The sequence below is a fragment of the Vibrio sp. 10N.261.51.A3 genome, assembly GCF_041471965.1.
Lineage (GTDB): Bacteria > Pseudomonadota > Gammaproteobacteria > Enterobacterales > Vibrionaceae > Vibrio > Vibrio crassostreae_C.
Genome location: NZ_JBFRPK010000114.1, coordinates 1 through 835, shown reverse-complemented (window position 1 = coordinate 835; position 835 = coordinate 1). Strand labels below are relative to the sequence as shown.

Annotated in this window: 1 protein-coding gene; it reads left to right on the top strand. The window is 46.0% G+C overall.

The genetic code is table 11. The annotated features are described in order from the left end of the window. Positions 1–835, top strand: an 835-nt coding sequence (locus AB4371_RS21440; protein ID WP_372150637.1) for a hypothetical protein, incomplete at both ends; no start/stop codon positions are given.

Here is an 835-nt window from a genome sequence, read left to right as displayed (position 1 = left end):
CAAAGTGACAATGTAGAGAAATTCCGTTTAGAGCCAAGTGAGTTCAACAGTGATGACTCATTGAAATCCGATGGTCTTCCAATTGATTTGAAAGAAGATCCTGCAGGCTCAGGTAACTATGTTGGTTTTACAACTAGTGCCTCTAATGTAGAAACACAGATTTTCACATTAAGCTTTAGCGCTACGACTCTGGGGCAATATACCTTTACGCTGTTGGAGAATATCGACCACGAGGATGGTCGTGGCAATAACGACTTCACGTTTGAACTACCAGTTTACGCGGTTGATACCGACGGTGATGACTCTTTAATGTCACCTCTGTCAGTCACTATTACCGATGATGTTCAAGTGATGGCTAGTGGCGATCTGACGATTGAAGAGCCTACTGTCGCCGACTTAGCTGCAGGTACGCCAACGACATCCGTTTTCGATGTATTAACATTCGCGAGTGCCGATGGCGCGAGCGTGACTCAATTTACCTATGACGGCACCGCTTACTCTCTAGACCCGAATGATGCGACCGAGCAAGAGTTTACCTTCACCGAAGGCTCACTATTTATTACGACTCAAGGGGAAGTGCGCTTTGAGCCGAACCGAGATTTAGACCACTCAGCAGGCGATATTGTTAGAAATATCGTTGTGACATCAAGCGATGGCGATGATGACGTTCTTACCTCGACAGTGACGCTTACGATTACGGATGGTGATGTTCCGACCATAGATGTCATTCCACCAATTTCACTATCTGAAACGAATCTAGCCGATGGCTCTGATCCGTCGAATTCTGCGGTCAGTGACACCAAAGTCATTCAGTTTACTCATGAAAGTGACGATG